General features: G+C 69.3%; 17 protein-coding genes. 11 read left to right on the plus strand and 6 right to left on the minus strand.

Features of this window, described 5'->3' with window-relative positions; genetic code table 11:
- Positions 1-16: 16 nt before the first annotated feature.
- Positions 17-1,468 (minus strand): MocR-like transcription factor YczR, encoded by a 1,452-nt coding sequence (yczR, locus tag BR47_RS0114015; RefSeq protein ID WP_029119899.1) that lies wholly within the window; start codon positions 1,466-1,468, stop codon positions 17-19.
- Here yczR and BR47_RS33515 point away from each other — a divergent pair.
- The 8 genes from BR47_RS33515 (at position 1,441) to BR47_RS0114055 (ending at position 7,827) form a co-directional block, all read left to right on the plus strand.
- On the plus strand, positions 1,441-1,674 hold the full coding sequence (locus BR47_RS33515) for a hypothetical protein (RefSeq protein ID WP_177127380.1): 234 nt from the start codon (positions 1,441-1,443) through the stop codon (positions 1,672-1,674). The genes yczR and BR47_RS33515 overlap by 28 nt on opposite strands.
- Positions 1,674-2,381 (plus strand): membrane protein YczE, encoded by a 708-nt coding sequence (gene yczE, locus BR47_RS0114025; protein WP_020103128.1) that lies wholly within the window; start codon positions 1,674-1,676, stop codon positions 2,379-2,381. The genes BR47_RS33515 and yczE overlap by 1 nt, the downstream gene beginning before the upstream one ends.
- Positions 2,382-2,413: 32 nt before the next feature.
- Positions 2,414-3,241 (plus strand): ABC transporter ATP-binding protein, encoded by an 828-nt coding sequence (locus tag BR47_RS0114030; RefSeq protein ID WP_029105613.1) that lies wholly within the window; start codon positions 2,414-2,416, stop codon positions 3,239-3,241.
- Positions 3,238-4,038: an NUDIX hydrolase gene (locus BR47_RS0114035; RefSeq protein WP_029119900.1), complete on the plus strand. Its 801-nt coding sequence runs from the start codon at positions 3,238-3,240 to the stop codon at positions 4,036-4,038. Before BR47_RS0114030 ends, BR47_RS0114035 begins: the two co-directional genes overlap by 4 nt.
- Positions 4,038-4,688 (plus strand): enoyl-CoA hydratase, encoded by a 651-nt coding sequence (locus BR47_RS0114040; RefSeq protein ID WP_090562735.1) that lies wholly within the window; start codon positions 4,038-4,040, stop codon positions 4,686-4,688. The genes BR47_RS0114035 and BR47_RS0114040 overlap by 1 nt, the downstream gene beginning before the upstream one ends.
- Positions 4,689-4,758: 70 nt before the next feature.
- Positions 4,759-5,784, plus strand: a complete 1,026-nt coding sequence (locus BR47_RS0114045; protein ID WP_029119902.1) for a class I SAM-dependent methyltransferase — start codon at positions 4,759-4,761, stop codon at positions 5,782-5,784.
- Between the two features lie 39 nt (positions 5,785-5,823).
- Positions 5,824-7,029: a class I SAM-dependent methyltransferase gene (locus tag BR47_RS0114050; protein WP_036427316.1), complete on the plus strand. Its 1,206-nt coding sequence runs from the start codon at positions 5,824-5,826 to the stop codon at positions 7,027-7,029.
- 102 nt (positions 7,030-7,131) lie between these two features.
- On the plus strand, positions 7,132-7,827 hold the full coding sequence (locus BR47_RS0114055; protein ID WP_020103135.1) for an esterase: 696 nt from the start codon (positions 7,132-7,134) through the stop codon (positions 7,825-7,827).
- A gap of 55 nt (positions 7,828-7,882) precedes the next feature.
- On the opposite strand, the gene BR47_RS0114060 is transcribed toward BR47_RS0114055, so the two are convergent.
- Positions 7,883-9,190 (minus strand): outer membrane protein assembly factor BamB, encoded by a 1,308-nt coding sequence (locus BR47_RS0114060; protein ID WP_029119904.1) that lies wholly within the window; start codon positions 9,188-9,190, stop codon positions 7,883-7,885.
- A 64-nt stretch (positions 9,191-9,254) separates the two neighbouring features.
- Here BR47_RS0114060 and BR47_RS0114065 point away from each other — a divergent pair, with 64 nt between their 5' ends.
- Complete coding sequence (locus BR47_RS0114065) at positions 9,255-9,992, plus strand: acyltransferase (RefSeq protein ID WP_020103137.1); 738 nt, start codon at positions 9,255-9,257, stop codon at positions 9,990-9,992.
- 1 nt (position 9,993) lies between these two features.
- On the opposite strand, the gene BR47_RS0114070 is transcribed toward BR47_RS0114065, so the two are convergent.
- The 4 genes from BR47_RS0114070 to BR47_RS0114085 all read right to left on the minus strand — a co-directional run bounded on the left by BR47_RS0114070 (position 9,994) and on the right by BR47_RS0114085 (position 15,317).
- Positions 9,994-11,484: a multicopper oxidase family protein gene (locus BR47_RS0114070; protein ID WP_029119905.1), complete on the minus strand. Its 1,491-nt coding sequence runs from the start codon at positions 11,482-11,484 to the stop codon at positions 9,994-9,996.
- A 119-nt stretch (positions 11,485-11,603) separates the two neighbouring features.
- Entirely contained in the window at positions 11,604-12,833 is a 1,230-nt protein-coding gene (locus BR47_RS0114075) for a glycosyltransferase family 4 protein (RefSeq protein ID WP_020103139.1), read from the minus strand.
- Between the two features lie 94 nt (positions 12,834-12,927).
- Entirely contained in the window at positions 12,928-14,490 is a 1,563-nt protein-coding gene (locus BR47_RS0114080; protein ID WP_020103140.1) for a 1,4-alpha-glucan branching protein domain-containing protein, read from the minus strand.
- Between the two features lie 29 nt (positions 14,491-14,519).
- The gene (locus tag BR47_RS0114085; protein ID WP_029119906.1) at positions 14,520-15,317 is read right to left on the minus strand and encodes a class I SAM-dependent methyltransferase; all 798 of its coding nucleotides are present in this window, start codon (positions 15,315-15,317) and stop codon (positions 14,520-14,522) included.
- A gap of 264 nt (positions 15,318-15,581) precedes the next feature.
- On the opposite strand from BR47_RS0114085, the gene BR47_RS0114090 reads away from it, so the two are divergent.
- Positions 15,582-16,382, plus strand: a complete 801-nt coding sequence (locus tag BR47_RS0114090; protein WP_029119907.1) for an electron transfer flavoprotein subunit beta/FixA family protein — start codon at positions 15,582-15,584, stop codon at positions 16,380-16,382.
- 46 nt (positions 16,383-16,428) lie between these two features.
- Positions 16,429-17,385, plus strand: coding sequence for an electron transfer flavoprotein subunit alpha/FixB family protein (locus BR47_RS0114095; protein ID WP_020103143.1), 957 nt, complete (start codon positions 16,429-16,431; stop codon positions 17,383-17,385).
- Positions 17,386-17,421: the final 36 nt, after the last annotated feature.

Below are 17,421 nucleotides of genomic sequence, written 5' to 3' on the forward strand. Positions count from 1 at the left end.
CTCGCTTCAGCCCACCTCAGACGACGAGGGCGTGCGCGTCCGGCGTACCCACGCCGGTGACGCCGCGCCACGCCTGAGCCAGCACCGCGACCGACTGGTGCAGGCGCTCCTCGGGCTGGGTGAAGGGCACGCGGATGAAGCGCTCCAGCGTGCCGTCGACCCCGAAGCGTGGCCCGGCGGGGATGACGAGGCCCATCCGGGACGCCGCGGCGGACAGTGCTGAACTCATGGGTGCGGGCAGCCGCATCCACATCGACATGCCGCCGTGGCACGGACTGGCCGTCCAGTCCGGGAGTTGTTCCTGCAGAAGCGAACTCACCAGCTCACGCCGGGCGCGCAACATGTCGCGACGGGCGGGCAGGACGGTGTCGGCCTGCCGGAGCAGGTCGGCCGACGCCAGTTGTTCGACGATCGCGGTGCCGAGGTCGATGGTCGGCCGCACCGCGGCGATGGCGGCCAGGGTGGACCGTTCGGCGCGAATCCAGCCGACCCGCAGGCCGCCCCAGAACGACTTCGACATCGAGCCGACGGTGATCACCAGGTCGCGGCGGCTCTCCAGGTAGGAGGCCAGCGGCGGCGGCAGCGGATCGTCCAGCCAGATGTCGCAGATGGTTTCGTCGATGATGGTGCGGGTCCGGGTCTCGGAGATGATGCGGGCGAGGCGCTCGCGCCCCGCGGCCGGCAGGCTCAGCCCGGTCGGGTTGTGGTTGTCGACGATCAGATAGGCCAGGGTGGGAGCCAGTTGCCGCATGGCGGCCTGCACGGCGTCCAGTTCCCAGCCGTCTTCGGCCATGCTGACGGGCACCGGCCGGGCGCCGGAGGCCGCGATGAGCGAGATGGCGCCGTGGTACGTCGGCTGTTCGATCAGGACGCGGTCGCCCGGGCGGGCGTAGGTGGCCAGCACGAGATTGATCGCGTGGAGCGCCCCGGTGGTCACCATGATCTCGTCCGGATCGGTGGGAAGACCTCTGGCGCAATATCTTTCGGCGATGGCCCGGCGAAGCTCGGCGACGCCGGTGAGTTCGATGCCGAGGTCGTGCAGATGTGGCGCCACGCGCTGGGCGGCGCGCGCGAACGCCTCGAGGGTGGCGGCCGCCGGCGCGGAGGGCGCGGCGTCGGCCAGGCTCAGCGTGCCGGTTCTGGCGATGGGTGCCGGACTGGCCGTGAGCGCCGTGGGCGGCAGGGCCGTGGTGCTGCGGGCGCCGCGGCGGGCGTTGAGGTAGCCGTCCTCGCGCAGCTGGGCATAGGCCGCGGTGACGGTGGTACGGGAGACCCGCAGGGCGTCGGCCAGCGCGCGTTCGCTGGGATACCGGGCGCCGACGGGGAGCCGGCCGTCGACGATGAGCAGGCGGATGGCGTCGGCCAGGCCCAGATAGGCGGGGCCACTGAGGCTGGACGTGCGCCAGTTGCCCAATTCGCGTGCCAGAAGGACTTCGTCAAGTGATCTGGCTGACATCTCGATCGACATTGAAGCCAGTATCGGTCAACTGGCTATTGAATGGCAAGCCAGTTGGCCGGAAAACTGGTGTCATGCGAACGAACTGGCTATCAAAACTGGCTGAGAAGCGCACCCGGTCGAGGCGCGACAACCGCGCCGATGTCCGCGATCTGGATGCCGCCCGGGTGCGTCACGAACTGGACGCCATCCGCGCTCGCTTCCAGGACCACCGGTGATGGCAGCGGGCAAACGCGTCAGTGGGGCCGGCCTGACAATCCGCTCGGTGCTGCTGCTGGCGGGGCTGAGCGGCTACGGCCTGTCGATGGCGCTGTTCGTGCGGGCCGGCCTGGGCCTGGATCCGTGGGACGTCTTCCATCAGGGACTGGCCAAGCACACCGGGCTGACCATCGGCGGCGCCACGGCGCTCGTCGGCGTCGTGGTGCTGCTCGGCTGGATCCCGCTGCGGAACCGGCCGGGCGTCGGCACCGTCGCGAACGTCATCGTCATCTCCGTCGTGGTCGACGCCGCCCTGATGGTGCTGCCGCAGCCGACGACGCTGCCGGTGCGCACCGCGATGATGGTCGGCGCCGTGGTGCTCAACGCCGTGAGCACGGTGATGTACATCGGTGCCGGGATGGGGCCGGGTCCGCGCGACGGACTGATGACCGGGCTGGTGGCCCGGACCGGATGGTCGGTGCGGCTGGTCCGTACCGGCATCGAGGTGACGGTGCTGGCCACCGGCTGGCTGCTGGGCGGCACCGTCGGCGTGGGAACCGTCGTGTACGCCTTGGGGATTGGGCCGCTGGTGCAACTGGTGCTGCGGTGCACCCCGACCCGGTGGCTCGCGGCCAGCGGATGGGCGCACGTGGTGGGGGACCGGGCAGCTGAACCGGCCGTGGCTACGATGAGCGAGTGCCCGGCGCCCTCAACGACAACCTCGTAAGGCCAGAAGTCCCGCCCGACTCGGACCAATTTATCGACTCCGTCGATGGCGACCTCCTGATCGAATTCTCGGCCGTCACACTGCGCCGCGGCGGTGCCACCCTGGTCGGCCCGATCGATTGGTCGGTGGAACTCGACGAGCGCTGGGTTGTCCTCGGCCCCAACGGCGCGGGCAAGACGTCGCTGCTGCGCATGGCGGCCGCCGTCGAGCATCCGTCGTCGGGCACGGCGTTCGTCCTGGGCGAGCGGCTGGGCCGCACCGACATGTCCGAGCTGCGGTCGCGCATCGGGCTCAGCAGTTCGGCGCTGGCACAGCGGATACCCGACGACGAAGTGGTGCGCGACCTGGTGGTCTCCGCCGGTTATGCCGTGCTGGGCCGGTGGCGCGAACAGTACGACGACGTCGACTACAACCGCGCGCTGGACACCTTGGAGAGCATCGGCGCCGAACACCTCGCCGACCGCCGTTACGGCACGCTGTCCGAGGGCGAGCGCAAGCGGGTGCTGATCGCCCGGTCGCTCATGACCGACCCGGAGCTGCTGCTGCTCGACGAGCCGGCGGCCGGACTGGACCTCGGCGGGCGGGAGGAACTGGTGGCCCGGTTGGCTGATCTGGCCGCCGACGCCGACGCGCCGGCCTCCGTCCTGGTCACGCACCACGTCGAGGAAATCCCGGAGGGCTTCACGCACTGCCTGCTGCTCTCCGAGGGGCAGGCGATCGCCTCGGGGCTGCTGCCCGAGGTGCTCACGTCCGAGAATCTCTCCCAGGCCTTCGGTCAGTCGATCGCCCTGGAGTACATCGACGGGCGGTACTTCGCCCGTCGTACCCGCAGTCGCGCGGCGCACAGGAGGCGTTTATGACCGAACTCGACCCGCTGCATCCCAGGCCGGCCGCGACCGTGATGCTGGTGCGCGACGGTGCGCCCGGCATCGAGGTCTTCCTCATGCGCCGCACCATGTCGATGGCCTTCGCCGGCGGCATGACGGTCTTCCCCGGCGGTGGGGTCGACGAGCGCGACCGCGACGCCGACATCGCGTGGACCGGACCTGACCGCACCTGGTGGGCTGACAAGTTCGGCGTCGACCCCGTGTTGGCCGGCGCGCTGGTGTGCGCCGCCGCACGCGAGACCTTCGAGGAGTCCGGCGTGCTGTTCGCCGGGCCGGCCGACGATCCGGACGGCATCGTCTCCGACGCGACCGTCTACCACGAATCCCGGGCCGCGCTGGAAAGCCGTGAGCTGTCGTTCGGGGAGTTTCTGGCCCGCGAGAAGCTGGTGCTGCGTGCGGACCTGTTGTGGCCGTGGGCCAACTGGATCACCCCCAAAGAGGAACGCACCCGCCGCTACGACACGTTCTTCTTCGTCGGTGCTCTGCCGGCCGGCCAGCGCGCCGACGGCAACAACACCGAGAGCGACCACGTCGCGTGGCGTACGCCCGCGGCCGCGCTGGAGGAGTTCGCGCAGGGGCATTCGTTCCTGTTGCCGCCCACGTGGACGCAACTGAGCTCGCTGGACGGCCGCACGGTCGGTCAGTTGCTCAAGGACGAGCGGAAGATCGAGCCGATCGAACCGGTGCTCACCATGGGTGAGGGTACGTGGGACATCGAGTTCTTCGATGCCGAGCGGTACAAGGCGGCCCGCGCCGGCAGGGCGCAGTGATGGACATCGGCGAGTTCGTCCAACTCCACGTCACCGACGGCATCGGGACCCTGCTTCTGGCCAGGCCACCGCGCAATGCGCTGACCCGCCAGATGTGCCGGGAAGTCGCCGCGGCCGCCGAGGAGCTGGGCCAGAGGTCCGACGTCACCGCCGTCATCGTGTACGGCGGCCACGAGGTCTTCTGTACCGGTGACGACAACCACGAGACCAGCACCCTCGACGCTGCCGAAGCCCGCGTCGCGGGCGCGGTGTGCCGCGCCGCGGTCGACGCCGTCGCCGCCATTCCGCGGCCCACTGTCGCGGCCGTCACCGGCTACGCGCTGGGCAGCGGCCTGACGCTGGCCCTGGCGGCGGACTGGCGGATCAGCGGTGACAACGTGAAGGTGGGGTCGACGGAGATCCTGTCGGGCCGGGCACCGGCCGAGGGCGCCGCCGCGCGGTTGGCGGCGGCCGTCGGCGACAGCCGGGCCAAGGACCTGGTGTTCAGCGGCCGGTTCGCCGGTGCCGAGGAAGCGGTGGCCCTGGGTCTGGTCGACCAACTGGTTGCGCCGGACCACGTCTACGACGAGGCGCAGAAGTGGGCGCGCAGGTTCCTGGGCGCGTCGCCCGAGGCGCTGGCCACAGCAAAGGCGGCGTTCGCGGTTCGCTGAACCCGTGCTCAGCGGGTGAACAGAACCGTGGATGTGAACTCCCGGTGACGGGGCAGTTAGGCTGACCTGCATGACGAGTACCGACCAGACTTCCGAGGTCGCCGCAGCCGACGCTGCCGCCCAGGTATCCGAGGTAGTTGACCAGGCCCCCAACCCGCACGCGACGGCCGAGCAGGTCGAGGCGGCCCGCCACGACACCAAGCTGGCGCAGATTCTGTACCACGACTGGGAAGCCGAGAGCTACGACGACAAGTGGTCGATCTCGTACGACCAGCGGTGCATCGACTACGCGCGCGGTCGCTTCGACGCCATCGTCCCCGACGAGGTCCAGCGTCAGCTGCCGTATGACCGTGCCCTCGAGCTCGGCTGTGGCACCGGCTTCTTCCTGCTGAACCTGATCCAGGCCGGCGTCGCGCGCCGCGGCTCTGTCACCGACCTGTCCCCGGGCATGGTCAAGGTGGCCACCCGCAACGGCAAGGCCCTCGGTCTGGACATCGACGGCCGCGTCGCCGACGCGGAGGGAATCCCCTACGAGGACGACACCTTCGACCTCGTCGTCGGACACGCGGTGCTGCACCACATCCCCGACGTGGAGCTGTCGCTGCGTGAGGTCGTCCGCGTGCTCAAGCCGGGCGGCCGCTTCATCTTCGCCGGCGAGCCCACCACGGTCGGTAACTTCTACGCCCGCCGCCTGGCCGACCTGACGTGGAAGACCACCGTCGCGGCCATGAAGCTGCCGGGCCTGGAATCCTGGCGCCGGCCGCAGGAGGAGCTCGACGAGAACTCGCGCGCCGCCGCGCTCGAGTGGATCGTCGACCTGCACACGTTCGAGCCCGCCGACCTGGAGCGCATGGCCACCAACGCCGGTGCGGTCGAAGTCGCCACCGCCAGTGAGGAATTCACCGCCGCCATGCTGGGCTGGCCGGTGCGGACCTTCGAGTCGACGGTGCCCCCGGGCAAGCTCGGCTTCAAGTGGGCCAAGTTCGCCTTCGGCGGCTGGACCACGCTGAGCTGGTTCGACGCCAACGTGTGGCGCCGCGTCGTGCCGAAGGGCTGGTTCTACAACGTGATGATCACCGGGGTCAAGCCGTCCTGACGGTATCCTCGGCGGACCCGACGCTCCTGACGCTCTGACGTGAGCGGCTATGCCTTCACGCTCGACGATGTCGCCTACCTGACCGGAGCCGGTCAGGAGGCGCTCGCCGAGGTGGCTGCCCGGCCCCTGACCGATGCCCACCGGGTATCCGACATCGCTTGGGCGCGTTCGCGTTTCGGTGACCGCGCGGCCGTGCTGGTCGAGACCGTGCTGCTGCGTCGCCGGGCCGTCGCCAAACTGGCCGAGCTCGGCGACGTCGCCGGCTGGCTGTTCACCGACGAGGCACTGCAGCAGGCCACGGCCGGGGCCGTCGCCGTTCATCGGGCGCGGCGGTTGTCCGGTCGCGTCGTGCACGATGCGACGTGTTCCGTCGGGACAGAACTTGCCGCCCTGAGCAATTCGGGTGATTCCTCGCCTCACCTCATCGGCAGCGATCTCGACGCGGTCCGGCTGGCGATGGCGCGGCACAACGTGGGCGACCGGGCGCTGCTGTGCCGTGCGGACGCGCTCCGCCCGATCACGCGGGACGCGGTGGTGGTCGTCGACCCGGCGCGGCGCAGTTCGGGCCGCCGCAAGTTCGATCCCCGCGACTACGCCCCGCCGCTGGACGAGTTGCTCGAGGTCTACCGGGGCCGCGATCTGGTGGTGAAATGCGCACCCGGCGTCGATTTCGGCCAGCTGGCCGAGCTGGGATTTCGCGGCGAGGTGCAGATCACGTCGCTGGCCGGCAGCGTCCGGGAGGCCTGTCTGTGGTCACCGGGGCTGGCCCCTTCCGGCGTCACGCGCCGGGCCACGGTGCTCGACAAGACCGGCCAGGTGGCCGAGGAATTCACCGATGCCGACCCCGGTGACTGTCCATCGGGGCCGGCGGGGCGGTGGATCGTCGACCCCGACGGCGCGGTGGTGCGGGCCGGTCTGGTGCGCCACTATGCGGCGCGGCACGGCCTGTGGCAGCTCGACCCGGCGATCGCGTATCTGTCCGGCGACGAGTTGCCCAGCGGTACAAGGGGTTTCGAGGTAATCGAGCAGATCGCCTACAACGAGAAGCGACTCCGGCAGGCGCTGTCCGCGCACGGGGCGTCGGCCGTCGAAATCCTGGTGCGCGGCGTCGACGTCGACCCGGATGCGTTGCGCGCCAAGCTGAAGCTGCAGCGGTCGGGTGGGCAGCTCTCCGTGGTGATCACGCGCATCGGTGCCGGGGCCGCCGCCCGGCCGACGGCGTTCATTTGCCGGCCGTCGCGCTGAATCACCTGGTCGCAGTTCATGCCCGGGACGGGTAGGGCCGACAGGTACGCTGGAACCGGCGGCGACGTGCCGCCATTTCTTGATCCCCGGAGGATTCACCAGATGCGCCTTCCCGCACTCGCCGCAGTGATCGCTGCTTCAGGGGCGGTCGGTTTGCTCGGCACGCCTCTTGCGGCCGCGACCCCGGCGAAATGCCCGGAGCTGGGCGGTGTCGTCGACGGCTCGCGGATGTGTCAGATTCGGGACACCACCCGCGGCTACGCGCTCAACATCAGCTATCCCATCGACTACCCGGATCAGCAGGCCGTGGTCGACTACATCACGCAGACGCGCGACGGATACGTCAACGTCGCGAAGATGCCCGGACCGCACGAGACCTCATACGAGCTGGATACCACCGCGACGCAGTACACCGCGGCGATCCCGCCCCGTAACACCCAGTCGGTCGTGTTCAAGACGTTCCAGGATGTCGGCGGTGCGCATCCGCAGACCTTCTACAAGACGTTCACGTGGGACCTGGTCCAGCGCAGGCCGATCACCATCGAGAACCTGTTCGCGCCTGGCGCACAACCCTTTCCGGTGATCCTGCCGCTGATTCAGGGCGAGCTGATCCGCCAGTCCGCACAGCCGGTGCTGATGCCGCCGGCAGCCGGGCTGGACCCCGAGACCTACCAGAACTTCGCGATCACCAACGACTCGCTGATCTTCTTCTTCAGCCAGGGACAGGTGCTACCGGAATCCGCCGGCGCGGTGCAGGTGACGGTGCCGCGCGCCCCGATCGAGGCCATGCTCGCCTAGTGATTTGTGCACGATTTTCCGCGGTTGCCGCGGAAAATCGTGCACAAATCCCTGATCAGGCTGGGGCGAACGCGTAGACCTGGCCGTCGCTCGTCGCGGTGATGACGCGCTTGTCGTGCCCGACGGACACCCCGACGGGCCAGCCCGTGGCGCCCGGCAGCGGATAGCTGTTCACGGTGTGGCCGTCGGCGGGGGAGAAGACCACCAACGCCTGGCCGGCCTGACCGTCGCGGACCACGACGTACCCGACGTCGGAGCCGGCGCGCGTGGCCGTGGTCAGCGGCTCGACGTCGGCACGCGTCCACGCCACCTCGCCCTTGTCGCCCTTGTCTTTGACCGCGGTGAGCTTGGTCTGTGGCCCGCCGCCGGCGACCACCAGACCGTCCGGCGTCACCGATGGCGGCGTCTGCGGCTGGAACCCGAGGTTCACCGACCACTTGGCCTTGCCGTCGGCGGAGTTGACCGCCCAGAGGTGCTGATCGCGGCCGTTGACGTAGACGGTCTTGCCGTCGGCGGACAGCACCGGGCTGGCGATGGGGCCGCCTCCGACCGCCGTGCTGCTCCATTCGCGGGTCAGCAGCGGCGTCTGGCCCTCGTGGTAGCGGAGCCCGACCAGGGCCGGGGCATCGGTGCCCGGTTGCCACAGGCCCAGCACCACCATGTCGGTGTCAGGTGAGTAGGCGGGCGCCGCCGAGATGGGGCACGCCGCCTTGGCGGGCTGGCAGTCGGCCAGGCCGCGCGCCGAGTCGGCGGGGTCGACGCCGCTGACGAGGTCCAGCGGGGCGCCGATGGTCTGGCCGCGGTGGGCGTCGAACACCAGTACCTGGCCCAGATGCGTCACCACGAGGAGCTGGCCGGGCGACAGGATGCGCGGTGTCGTCGGCATCCCGATCACGGGCTGACGCCAGCGGATCCACTGCGTCGGCGGGAACGACATGATCGCGCCGGGCTGGCCAACGTACATGTTGTCGAAGCCGTCGAAAAGAGGCGAGGACAGTGGCCCGCCTGGTCCCGGGCCCGGCCACAGCCGGGTGCACCAGCGCTGGCGGCCGTGCTGGTCGCTTTCCCACACCATCAGGGAGCAACCATTGGCCGACTGCGCGTTGATGGCCAGATAGCTGCCTGAGCCGAGGATCACCTGCGCGCCGAGATTGCCCTTGGCCGAGCGGGCCCAGTCCTGCTTGAGGCTGCCTGCCCCGGCCAACGCGGTGTAGCTGCTGTTGGCGGCGTCGCCGTACTGCGCCGGCCAGCCGTCCGACGGGTGCGCCTTGACCCAGGAGTCGGTGTTGCCGCACCCGGCAACGGTCAGGGTGACCGCCGCAACAGCAACGGCGGCGAGGCGGCGGATTCGGTGTGCAGGCATCGAGTCCCGAGACTAGCCCGAGACACGCGAATGTCCGATTTCGCCTCGCGTAGGCTTTCCGGCCATGACGACGATGTGGGGCGCACCGATTCACAAGCGATGGCGGGGTTCGCGGCTGCGCGATCCGCGGCAGGCGCGGTTCCTCACCCGCGAGTCGCTGAAGTGGGTGCTCGACAACAAGGCCTACACCCCGTGGTACCTGGTGCGGTACTTCCGGCTGCTGAAGTTCAAGCTGGCCAACCCGCACATCATCACGCGCGGCATGGTGTTCCTCGGCAAGGGCGTGGAGATCCAGTGCACGCCCGAGCTGGCGCAGATGGAGATCGGTCGCTGGGTCCACATCGGCGACAAGAACACCATCCGCTGCCACGAGGGCTCGCTGCGGTTCGGCGACAAGGTGGTGCTGGGGCGCGACAACGTCATCAACACCTACCTGGACATCGAGATCGGCGAGTCGGCGCTCATGGCCGACTGGTGCTACGTCTGCGACTTCGACCACAAGATGGACAGCATGGAGCTGCCGATCAAGGATCAGGGCATCATCAAGGGCCCGGTGCGGATCGGGCCGGACACCTGGATCGCCGCCAAGGTGACCATCCTGCGCAACACCAGCATCGGCCGCGGCTGCGTGCTCGGTGCCCACGCGGTGGTCAAGGGCGAGATTCCGGACTTCTCCATCGCGGTCGGTGCCCCCGCCAAGGTGGTCAAGAACCGCAAGCTGGACTGGGAGACCTCGGCCGCCGAGCGCGAGGAACTCGCCCGGGCCCTGGCCGACATCGAGCGCAAGAAGAGCTCCCGGTAATTCAGCTCGTGTAGTCGAGAGTCGTCATCATGCCCGCCTCCTGGTGATAGGCGTTGTGGCAGTGCAGCATCCACTCACCGGGGTTGTCGGCGACGAGGGCGACGGTCAGCTTCTGCTTGGGCAGCACGATCAGCGTGTCCTTGCGCGGCCCGCGCCGGCCGTCGGGCTGCAGTACCTGGAACGTGTGCCCGTGCAGGTGCATGGGGTGCCACATGGTCGTCGAGTTGGTGAAGCTCATGGTGGCGCGCTGTCCCTGCCGGATGGTCAGGGCCTTGCGGTTGTCGAAGCCCCGCCCGTTGATGCCCCAGTCGTACTTCATCATCGAGCCGGTGAGTTCCGCGACCAGCGTGACGTCCGGCGTGATGGGTCCGAGGTCGACGGCCGAGGTGGCCGTGAAGTCGGCGACGGTGCCCACCTTCCGATTCAGCTCCGCCGGGCGGAAAGCGGGGTCCGGCGCGGCGCCGGCGCCGGTGGAGAGGATGGCGCGCGCGGTGCTGTCCTTGCCTTCGGCGACTGCCACCAACGGGAAGACGCCGGAGCCTGCCGTGACGATGACGTCGTAGCGCTCGCCCATGCCCAGCAGCAGCGCGTCGACGTCCACCGGGTCGACGGGGAAGCCGTCGGTGTGGGTGACGGTCATGCGGTGGCCGGCCAGCGCCACCCGGAACGCGGTGTCGGCGCCGGCGTTGATGATGCGCAGCCGGATGCGCTGACCCGGTTTGGCATTGAAAACCGTTGGTGCGGCGGGAATCCGGCCGTTGGCGAGGAAGTAGGGGTACTTGACGTCACCGGCGTCGCCGCCGAGCAGCGGGCTCGTCGCCATGGGCATGTCACCCATGCCGCTCATATCGTGACTGCCCATGTGTCCCATGTTGGCCATGGCGCGCAGACCGTCGTAGATCTGCTGGGGTGACTTACCGGCACCCGAGGTCCAATCATCAAGGACCACAATCCATTCCGCGTCGTAACGGCCGCGATCCGCGGGATCGTCGATGACCACCGGCAGGTACAGCCCGTAGTCCGCGTCCAGACCGGTGTGCGGATGCGCCCAGTAGGTACCGGCGTGCGGGGCCGAGAACGTGTATGTGAAGTCGTTGCCGGGCTTGATGTTCGGTGTCGCGGGTGCCGCGCCGTCCATGTCGTTGCGCAGCGCGATGCCGTGCCAGTGCACCGACGTGTCATGGTCGAGGCCGTTGGACACGCGGACCGACAACTCGTCGCCCACCGACGCGCGGATCAGCGGGCCGGGCACCTGGTCGCCGTAGGCGAGGGTCTGCACCGTGACGCCGCCCAGGTCGACGGTGGCCGGCTGCGGGCGCAGCGCCACCGCGACGGTGCGCCCGGTGTGCGGGCGGGCGGCCTCGGCGGCGGCGATGGCCTTCTGGTCGACGCCGCCTGCCGCGGTCGGCGTCTTGCTACACGCGGCGACGCCGGCAAGCGCGGATGCGCCTGTGACGGCAGAGGCGATCAGGAAACTACGGCGAGTGAACACTCTGCCGTTTGTACCCCCGGGGGGTATATCCGTCAAGCGTGGTCAGCGCGCGGGGGAACACAAAACTGTCCCTCTTCCAGGGAAAAGGGACAGTTCTATGGATTTTCGGTGGACCGCACTCAGCCGCGGTCGGGCAGCGGGCGCTCCACGATGGGACGACGCGCGTGCGGCAGGCGCTCGCCGCGCTTGGCGGCCAGGTAGACGTCCGAGGTCTCGGCCGCGACCGTCTGCCACGAGAAATCGTGGTTCAACCGGTCGCGCGCGGCCAGGGCGCGCTGCTGCGCGCCCGCGGGGTCGTCGAGCACCTTGCGGACGGCGGACGCCAGCGCGCCGACGTTGCGCGGCGGACAGGAGACGCCCGTCTTGCCGTTGATCACCGCTTCGCCGAGCCCGCCCACGTTCGACGTCACCAGCGGGGTACCGGCCGCGGCAGCTTCCAGCGCGACGATGCCGAACGGCTCGTAGTGGCTCGGCAGGACCGCGGCGTCGGCCCGGTGCAGCAGCTCGAGCAGTCCGGAATGGTCAACGCGGCCAACGAAATTCACGGCTTTGGTGACCTTGGCCTTGCGGGCTTCTTCGACCAGCCAGTCGTACTGCGTTCCGTCACCGGCGATGGTCAGCGTGGTGCCCGGGTGGGTCCGCCGGATGCGCGGCATCGCGGCGATGACGTCGTGCACGCCCTTCTCGTACTCGAGCCGGCCGACGAACAGCAGCTCGGCCGGGCCGTCGTGCTTGCGCCGCATGGCGAACGGCCAGCCGGCGGTGTCGATGCCGTTGCAGATGACGCTCACGTCGGGCAGCTCGGGTCCGAACAGCTCGGTGATCTCCTCGCCCATGGACACCGAGCAGGTGATCAATGAGTCGGACTCGTGCACGAGCCACGATTCCAGCGAGTGCACCTGGCGGCTCACGGGGCCGGAGAGCCAGCCGGAATGCCGGCCGGCCTCGGTGGCGTGGATGGTGGAAACCAGTGGCACGTCGAAGAACTCGGCCAGGGTCACTGCGGGGTGGGCGACCAGCCAGTCGTGCGCGTGCACGACGTCGGGCGTCCAGTCGCGCAGGCTCAATCCGGCGCGAATCATGGCGTGCCCCATGGCCAGTGTCCAGGCCATCATATCGGTGCCGAATTTGAACTCGTTCGGGTCGAGGGCCGCGGAGATCACCCACACGCCCTCGTGCACCTCGTTGGTGGTGGGGTGCGTGCTGGGGTCGGTGTCCGCGGGGCGACGGCACAGCACCACGACCTCGTGGCCGAGGGCGGCGAGCTCGACGGCCAGATGGTGGACGTGGCGTCCGAGGCCACCGATCACCACGGGTGGGTACTCCCACGAGACCATGAGGATTTTCATCGTTGCCTTCTGCTCTTCGCGCAAGCGCTCATCGGTGCCCTCGGCTCTTCGCGCAAGCGGCTCATCGGTGCCCTCGGCTCTTCGCGCAAGCGGCTCATCGCGGCAACCTCCGCGCGTCCAGGGCGCCGAACAGTCCGTCGGCGCGGTTCCAACCCTCCGCGAGCTTCTGGGCCTGGTCGCGTCGTCCAGACGCGAGGGCACCGGCGATCTCCCGGGTGGCGTGCGCGTGCAGGTGCGCGCGATAGCGAGCATATTCCGCCGCGGTGTCTTTGCTCACCATGAAGGGCCAGTCGCTCGAGACGGTCAGCAGGGCTTCGCGCAGGATCTGGTCGGCCACGCGGTCACGGGCCGGGTACGCCGAATCCTGCGCCAGGACCTTGTCCACCGTGGTCAGCGCGGTATCGACGACCTCGGCGTTGAGCGTCACGAAGTCGGCGACCTGCTCGCCGGACCAGACCTGCCAGTCCTTGCCCGAGCCCCAGGAACTGGGCGGCAGTTCGACGGGGGAGCCGACGAACCCGTTGTTGATCGCGTCCGACAGGGTGCCCACCTGGACACCGGCGGCCGGCAGCGCGCGCAATACGCGTCCCAGCCACTCCGGTCCCTCATGCCACCAGTGCCCGAACAGTTCGGTGTCGAAAGCGGCGACGACGTGGGCCGGGCGCCCGGTGCGCTCGGACTCCGAGAGCAGCCGGCGCCGAACCGTGTTCACGAAATCCGCGACGTGCGCGTCGATCGCGGCGGTGGCCCGCTCCGGCTCGTACGGGGCCTTGGACTCCGACGGGACGGTGCGGCCGGTGACCCGGGCCGGCTTGAGGCCGGTGAGGTGGTCGTACGTGTGGAAGTCGCGGTACGCCGGGTGCCCCGGGTAGCCGGACTTGGGCGACCACACGCGGTAGCTGACCTGCAGGTCGCGGCCGAAGGCGACGACGTCCGACTCGCCCACGGGACGGCCGAGCGCGGTGTCGCCGTGCAGTGACGGGCCGTCGACCATGAAGTGGGTGACGCCGGCGGCGGCGTAGCCGGTCTCCATGCCGGGGGCGTAGGCGCATTCGGGCGCCCAGATGCCGCCGGGGGTGTGCGCGAAGCGGGCGCCGGCGTCGGCCAGGCCCTCGCGCAGCGCGAACTCCCGCAGCCGGGGGTTGAGCAGCGGCTGGAACGGATGTGACAGCGGGCCGCCGAGCAGTTCGATGGTGCCCGCGCCGATGAGCTGCCGCAGCACGGGGCTGCCGCCGTGCTGCCAGTGATCGGCGAACTCGGCGAGCGCCGCACCGGCCTGCTGGTGCTCGTGAACACCGAAGGCGCGCAACGCTTCCGGTGAGTTGAACGTCTCAGGGGCGCCGCTGGAGTCTGTCCCGTCGCTCCGCTCGCCCCGGCCGCCCCGCACGGTGGTCGCCTCCAGCGCGCGCAGCTGCCAGTTGGACAGCCACTGCTGCATACCGGCCAGGCAGTATGGATCGTCGAGCTGGGCGGTGACGACGGGTGTCATGCCGAGGGTCAACAGGTGGCCGCGGCCTTCCTCGGCCAGCTCGCGCAGCACGCGCGTCAGGGGCAGATAGGCCGTCGCCCACGACTGGTACAGCCACTCCTCGCCGACCGGCCAGCGGCCATGGTGGGCCAGCCACGGCAGGTGCGTATGCAGCACCAGGGTGAACATCCCCGGTACTGGTGCGCTCGACGAATCACTCACGGCCGCACCGCGATTGCCACCAGGTCGAGGCTGTCATCGATGTTTGCGGCGTCGGCGTCCAGCAGATCGAAGTCGTCGATCGTCACCGCGGCCACGTCGGCCAGCAGGTCCGCGGGCCAGGGTGCGTCGGCCACGGCGCGGTCGATCTGGGCCTGGATGATGGAGCCGCCGTGCCGGGCGTCGAGCTCACGCAGTCCGGCGCCGTGATACACGCCCAGCATGGCCTCCATGACGAAGCCCTGTTCGGTCAGCAGTTCGGTCATCTCGGCGGCGTTCAGTTCCCGGGTGTGGAACGGGTTCAGCGGGGTGTCGCTGCCGGGGGTGAAGGTGATCCGGTTGGGCGTGGACATCAGTAGCACGCCACCCGGGCGCAGCACCCGCAGGCATTCGGCGACGAATTGCCCTTGGTCCCAGAGGTGTTCGATCACCTGGAAGTTGACGACGACGTCGACGGAGGCGTCGGGGAGCGGCAATGCGGCCAGGTTGCCGTGCAGCATCTCGACCCGCGGGTAGCGGGCGCGGATGTGCGCCACGGAGGACTCGTCGTAGTCCAGCCCGATCACCCGCCGCGCGACGTCTGAGATGAGGTCGGCGCCGTAGCCCTCGCCGGCACCGGCCTCGAGGACGTCGCGGTCGCGGCAGCGCTCGACCAGGCGCCGGTAGACCACCTCGTGGCGCCGGAACCAGTAGTTCTCCTCGGCCAGGTCCGGGACGGTGCGCTCACCGGTCAGTGGCATCACTGGCACTGAGGTTGCCGCGTGGCTGTCCGGCTGGGTTTCGGGAAAAGTGCTCATTAGATAGGCAGGCTAGCCCAGAGTGGTACCGCTGATCCCATGCCCGATCGGTTGGGCCGTCCCACCTGCTGGTTCTGTCATGTTGCCCAACACCCTCAAGTGTGGTCAAGAAAACAAAAGGCGGCATCCTCGGGCCGCGTTCGACCAGCTATGGTGTTCCTGCGCCATGCCACATAAGTTACCGAGTAGTAACATGTTGGTCGTTGCGTTAATCGTGAATGCCAGGCCGACCGCCGGCCTCATCGAGGAGGACGAACCACACCCATGACGAACATCGTGGTCCTGATCAAACAGGTCCCTGACTATGAGTCGGAGCGCAAGCTCAACGACGGCGACTTCACCCTCGACCGCGAGTCCGCGGACGCGGTGCTCGACGAGATCAACGAGCGCGCCGTCGAGGCTGCGCTGCAGATCAAGGAGAAGGAAGAGGCCGCCGGCGGCGCCGGCACCGTCACCGTGCTGACCGTCGGACCGGAGCGGGCCACCGAGGCCATCCGCAAGGCTCTGTCCATGGGCGCCGACAACGCGGTGCACGTGAAGGACGACCAGCTCAAGGGCTCGGACATCGTCCAGACCGGTTGGACCCTGGCCCGCGCGCTGGGCACCATCGAGGGCGCCGAGCTGGTCATCGGTGGCAACGAGTCCACCGACGGCGTGGGTGGCGCGGTTCCGGCCGTCATCGCCGAGCTGCTGGGCCTGCCGCAGCTGACCTCGCTGCGCAGCATCTCCGTCGAGGGTGGCAAGGTCACCGGCGAGCGTGAGACCGACGAGGGCGTCTTCGGCCTGGAGGCCACCCTGCCCGCCGTCGTGAGCGTCAACGAGCGCATCGGCGAAGCCCGCTTCCCGTCGTTCAAGGGCATCATGGCCGCCAAGAAGAAGCCGGTCACCGTGCTGACGCTGGCTGAGATCGGTGTCGAGGCCGACGAGGTCGGTGTCGCCAACGCCAGCAGCAAGGTGCTGTCGTCGACGCCGAAGCCGGCCAAGGCCGCGGGCGAGAAGATCGCCGACGAGGGCGAGGGCGGCAACAAGATCGCCGAGTACCTCGTTGGTCAGAAGCTGATCTAGCCCCCACCACACCGAAACTTCCAGAAAGACACAGAGGCAAATACGCATGGCTGAAGTACTTGTGCTCGTCGAGCACGCCGATGGTGCCCTCAAGAAGGTGAGCACCGAACTGATCACCGCTGCCCGTGTGCTCGGTGAGCCGTCGGCAGTTGTGGTGGGTGCCCCCGGCACCGCCGCGCCGCTGACCGACGCCCTCAAGGCCGCCGGTGCGGCCAAGATCTACGTCGCGGAGTCGGCCGACGCGGCCAACTTCCTGGTCACCCCGACCGTCGACGTGCTGGAGGCTCTCGTCGAGTCCGCGGCCCCGGCCGCCGTTCTGACGGTCGCCAGCACCGAGGGCAAAGAGGTCGCCGGTCGTCTGGCGGCCCGCCTGGGTGCCGGCCTGCTGGTCGACGTCGTCGACGTCAAGGCCGGTGGCATCGGTGTGCACAGCATCTTCGGTGGCGCTTACACCGTCGAGGCGCAGGCCAACGACGTGCTCCCGGTGATCGCTGTCCGTCCGGGTGCCGTCGAGGCTGCCCCGGCCGACGGCGCCGGTGAGGTCGTCAACGTCGAGGTTCCGGCCCAGGCCGAGAACGCCACCAAGATCACCTCGCGCGAGCCGGCCGTCGCCGGTGACCGTCCGGAGCTCACCGAGGCCAGCGTCGTGGTCGCCGGTGGCCGTGGTGTCGGCAGCGCCGACAACTTCGCGGTCGTCGAGGCCCTGGCCGACTCGCTCGGCGGTGCTGTCGGTGCTTCGCGTGCCGCGGTCGACTCGGGCTACTACGGCGGTCAGTTCCAGGTCGGCCAGACCGGTAAGACCGTTGCCCCGCAGCTGTACATCGCCCTCGGCATCTCGGGCGCCATTCAGCACCGCGCCGGCATGCAGACGTCCAAGACCATCGTTGCGGTCAACAAGGACGAAGAGGCCCCGATCTTCGAGATCGCCGACCTCGGCATCGTGGGTGACCTGTTCCAGGTCGCACCGCAGCTGACCGACGCCATCAAGGCTCGTAAGGGCTGATTTTTTTCTGCGTGAGCAGAAGCGAAGGTGCCCCAA

Origin of the sequence: Mycobacterium sp. UNC410CL29Cvi84, assembly GCF_000686745.1 — a bacterium.
Taxonomy (GTDB): Bacteria; Actinomycetota; Actinomycetes; order Mycobacteriales; family Mycobacteriaceae; genus Mycobacterium; species Mycobacterium mucogenicum_B.